Source organism: Mesorhizobium sp. M7A.F.Ca.CA.001.08.2.1 (genome assembly GCF_003998455.1).
Taxonomy (GTDB): Bacteria; Pseudomonadota; Alphaproteobacteria; order Rhizobiales; family Rhizobiaceae; genus Mesorhizobium; species Mesorhizobium ciceri.
Genome location: NZ_RZPW01000574.1, coordinates 1 through 4162, shown reverse-complemented (window position 1 = coordinate 4162; position 4162 = coordinate 1). Strand labels below are relative to the sequence as shown.

Below are 4162 nucleotides of genomic sequence, written 5' to 3'. Positions count from 1 at the left end.
GGTCAGCTCGACGCCGGCGAATTCGCCTTCCTTGACATTGGCCTTGGTGGCTTCGAGGCAGAGTTCACCGACCTTCTGGAAATCGGCGTCCGTCGGCTGGCCTTTGCCGACGCCGGGGATCTGCAGGATTTTTGTGCGCAATTCGCTTGCCGCGGAGGCCGGGCGCGTCAAGGCGCCAAGTCCGGCGCCGGATGCGGCTGCGATCGCGGCCATGCTTGCCGCACCCTTCAATATGTCGCGCCTTGTGGCGCCGGCTCGAACCAGTTTGTCGTAAAGACCCGTTCTCATCGCCTATTCCTCCCAGAACATCAGTGTGAATAAATCGGCCAACTGTCGGACGCCGGAGCGCCAACGATGCTCCCGTTTCGGAAACGAATTAGGCAGGACCCCACCCTGCGTCGATTGAAGTTCCGATTGCGGATCGGGCACCGACATTTTGACCAGCGCCTGCCACTATTCTCACAACCCAACGCCGTGTCAACGAGAGCGGGTTTTTATCTATAAGGGACCGACTTGCCCTGGCAGGTCGCGTTGGTTAGCTTCTGCGCCTACGGCTAATGGAGCCGATGGGGGAGACATGGCGCAAGTCGCGATCAGCAAGGTGGCCAAGGCCTTTGGAACGGTCAAGGTTCTGCACGAAGTCAGCGTCGACATCGCAGACGGACAGTTCGTGGTGCTGGTTGGCCCCTCGGGTTGCGGCAAGTCCACGCTGCTCAGGATGGTGGCCGGGCTGGAGACCGTCTCCGCCGGCACGATCGCCATCGGCGACCGCGTCGTCAATCATCTGCCGCCGGCCAAGCGCGACATCGCCATGGTGTTCCAGAACTATGCGCTCTATCCGCACAAGACGGTCGAGCAGAACATGGCCTTCGCGCTCAAGCTCAGGAAAACCGATCCGGCCGTGGTCGCCGAGCGGGTCAAGCGCGCCGCCGACATCCTCGACCTCAACCCCTATCTGAAGCGCTATCCCCGCCAGCTTTCCGGCGGCCAGCGCCAGCGCGTGGCCATGGGCCGCGCCATCGTGCGCAATCCGCAGGTGTTCCTGTTCGACGAGCCGCTGTCCAATCTCGACGCCAAGCTGCGCGTGCAGATGCGCACCGAGATCAAGGAACTGCACCAGAGGCTGAAGACCACCACCATCTACGTCACCCACGACCAGATCGAGGCCATGACCATGGCCGACAAGATCGTTGTCATGCGCGACGGCCGCATCGAGCAGGTCGGCGCGCCGCTGGAACTGTTCGACCGCCCGGCCAACCTGTTTGTCGCCGGCTTCATCGGCTCGCCTTCGATGAACCTGCTCAAGGGCACCATGCGCAAGGGCGACAAGCCCGGTGTCGACATCGCAGGCACGCTGTTCCCGATCGGATCGGGCAATGCCGCGCAGGACGGTCAAGCGGTCGTCTATGGCGTGCGACCGGAGCACCTCGAGATCCATCCCGACGGCGTGCCGGCGAAGATTTCGGTGGTCGAGCCGACCGGCTCGGAAACGCTGGTGTTCCTGCGCTTCGGCGAAGGCGAGATGGTGGCGCTGTTTCGCGAGCGCCACGACTTCAAGCCGGGCGATACGCTGAAGCTGAAGCCAAGGCTCGACCAGATCCATCTTTTCGACGCAGAGACCGGCAAGCGTCTCTGATCCCAACTCACGAGGAATACCATGCTCAAAGGCATCAACCCGCTGCTCAATGCCGACGTGCTGCAGGCATTGCGGGCAATGGGGCATGGCGATGATCTGATCATCGCCGACACCAATTTTCCGTCCGATTCGGTGGCGCGCCAGACGGCGCTCGGCCGCGTGCTGCGCATCGATGCCTCGGCCGCGCAAGTGGTCAAGGCGGTGCTGTCGCTCTACCCGCTCGACACGTTCGTCGACGATTCGGCCGCGCGCATGGAAATCGTCGACAAGCCGGACGAGATTCCTGCAGTGCAGAAGGAAGTGCAGAAGGAAGTCGATAAGGCCGAGGGCAAGTCGTGGCCGATGATCGCGGTCGAGCGCTACGCCTTCTACGAGCGCGCCAAACAAGCCTATTGTGTCATCCAGACCGGCGAACGCCGCTTCTATGGCTGCTTCGCCTTCCGCAAGGGCGTCGTGCCGCCGGATGCGGAGTAGCGGCATGGCTTCGGGCAAGCCGGTCGTCATATTGGGTGTGTTCGTCGCCGACACCGCCTACAGGGCGCAGCGGCAGCCGCGCATGGGCGAAACGATCCTCGGCACATCCTTCGCGCTGGGTCCCGGCGGCAAGGGCTCGAACCAGGCGGTGGCCGCCGGCAAGCTCGGCGCCGACGTCACCTTCCTCACCCGCCTCGGCGTCGATCCCTTCGCCGACATGGCCAGGCAGACCTGGGCGCAGGCGGGCGTCAAGGATGCCGTCATCGATACGCCGGAAAGCTACACCGGCGCGGCCTACATCTTCGTCGAGGAGACGACCGGCAACAACGCCATCATCGTCAGCCCCGGTGCTGCCATGCTGATCTCTCCAGCCGATATCGAAGCCAATGCCGCATTGATCAGCAATGCCGGCGTCTTTGTCACGCAGCTCGAACAGCCGATCGAAGCAGCCATGCGGGCGTTGGAGATCGCGCGTAGGGCAGGGGTGACGACGATCCTCAATCCGGCCCCTGCGGCAAAGCTTCCCGACCGCATCTACACGCTCTGCGACTACTTCACACCCAACGAGACCGAGACGGAGGAACTGACCGGGATGAAGGTGTCCTCGGTCGACGAGGCGCGAGCGGCCGCCGACAGTCTGCTCAAAAAGGGGGTCGGCACAGTCATCGTCACGCTCGGCGACAAGGGCGCGCTTTTGCACTCGAAAGATCGCTCCGACCACGTTCCAGCCGTCAGCGCCGGCCCGGTGGTCGAAACCACGGGGGCAGGCGATGCCTTCAATGGCGGGCTTGCCGCTGCACTTTCGAGGGGCGTGGAGCCGCTGCAGGCGGTGCGCTTCGCTTGCGCCGTCGCCGGAATCTCGGTGACCCGGCCAGGAACTGCGCCATCCATGCCGACGCTGCAGGAGGTCGAGGCGCTGCTGGCGAGAGGATGATCTTGCGCGGCAAGACGTCTGCACGGGCCGAACGGACCTGAGTGACCTCAGGTCTCTTGGACCTCAGGTCCTTGCAAGACAACATTTTTGACAATCAATGTCGACATTTCTCCAAAGCCAAGGGCTTGATACCCTTGAGAGAAATGGCGCGAGTGACGGGGCTCGAACCCGCGACCTCCGGCGTGACAGGCCGGCACTCTAACCAACTGAGCTACACCCGCGCATGGCGAACACGTGTCAGCCGTGTTCGTCGTTGGGGCGCTGGATAAGGGGTTCGCCACCGGGTGTCAAGCGCACCAAACCATCATAACAGCAAACAGGAGAAGGTTTTTTGACAGCCGGCGTTTTGTTGGCAAAACCGGCATCCAACCAGGGCGTCCTGCGCTCATTTGGCCTTGCGAAGCGGACCCTGACCGCTTAAAGGTCCGGCCCGGAGCGGGCGATTAGCTCAGTTGGTAGAGCGCTTCGTTTACACCGAAGATGTCGGCGGTTCGAGCCCGTCATCGCCCACCATTCACACGATCTCCGGTGCGCACGATCTCCGGTGCGGTTGTCAGCCGTTTGGCGACATAGATGCTGTGGTCCGGCAATCCCGGCTCCCGCAACACTGCGAATCCGATGGCCCTGTAGAAGCGCAGCGCGTTGTGATTGTCCGGCATCACTTCGAGGCAAAGCCCGCGTGATCCGAGCGCGGCGAGCCTTTGCTCGAGAAAAGCCATTGCCCGCCGGCCGATGCCTTTTCCACGCGCTTGCGGCAACAGGTCGATATGACCGTGCGAAGGGTAGGCAGCCAAGGCCGGCGGAATGGTGAAGTCGCGATGATGGATCTGGTGGCGAGCCCAGTCGCTGCCGCTCCAGCGTGCGCGGTCGGGTCCGGGATCGGTCACCTGCGCGCGAAGGCGCGGATACCACTTTGCGGCCAAGCCGGCATTGAAAGCCTTTGTGTCTTTTGCACCCAGCAGATAGCCCGCGGCGCCCGTTGGCCCATCGACGATGAAGGCGAGGTCGGGCTCCAGCACCTGGTAGGGGATGGTGTAGATCTGGCCCAACAGATCCGGAGCGTCTTCGCGACCGGTTGCATCCTGGCCGGCATCACCGGTCTTGAGGCAGATCATGGC

Annotated in this window: 4 protein-coding genes, 2 tRNA genes and 1 pseudogene; 4 read left to right on the top strand and 3 right to left on the bottom strand. The window is 63.1% G+C overall.

The window, feature by feature from the left end:
* Positions 1–288: pseudogene (locus EN914_RS26600) on the bottom strand (sugar ABC transporter substrate-binding protein); the annotation flags it as partial.
* Positions 289–577: 289 nt separating this feature from the next.
* Here EN914_RS26600 and EN914_RS26595 point away from each other — a divergent pair.
* From EN914_RS26595 to rbsK, 3 genes are read left to right on the top strand one after another with little or no spacing between them, the layout of a single operon-like run.
* Positions 578–1636, top strand: a complete 1059-nt coding sequence (locus EN914_RS26595) for an ABC transporter ATP-binding protein (protein ID WP_024504587.1) — start codon at positions 578–580, stop codon at positions 1634–1636.
* Between the two features lie 21 nt (positions 1637–1657).
* Positions 1658–2110 carry an RbsD/FucU family protein gene (locus tag EN914_RS26590; RefSeq protein WP_013532181.1) on the top strand — a complete coding sequence of 151 codons (453 nt, stop codon included), beginning with the start codon at positions 1658–1660 and terminating at the stop codon, positions 2108–2110.
* A gap of 4 nt (positions 2111–2114) precedes the next feature.
* Positions 2115–3044, top strand: coding sequence for a ribokinase (rbsK, locus tag EN914_RS26585; protein WP_024504586.1), 930 nt, complete (start codon positions 2115–2117; stop codon positions 3042–3044).
* Positions 3045–3188: 144 nt separating this feature from the next.
* Here rbsK and EN914_RS26580 read toward each other — a convergent pair.
* Positions 3189–3265: transfer RNA gene (locus tag EN914_RS26580), tRNA-Asp, on the bottom strand.
* A gap of 216 nt (positions 3266–3481) precedes the next feature.
* Here EN914_RS26580 and EN914_RS26575 point away from each other — a divergent pair.
* A tRNA-Val gene (locus tag EN914_RS26575) sits at positions 3482–3557 on the top strand.
* On the opposite strand, the gene EN914_RS26570 is transcribed toward EN914_RS26575, so the two are convergent.
* A partial coding sequence (locus EN914_RS26570) for an N-acetyltransferase (RefSeq protein ID WP_164778923.1) occupies positions 3545–4162 on the bottom strand: 618 nt, incomplete at its 5' end. The two genes, EN914_RS26575 and EN914_RS26570, sit on opposite strands and share 13 nt — an antisense overlap.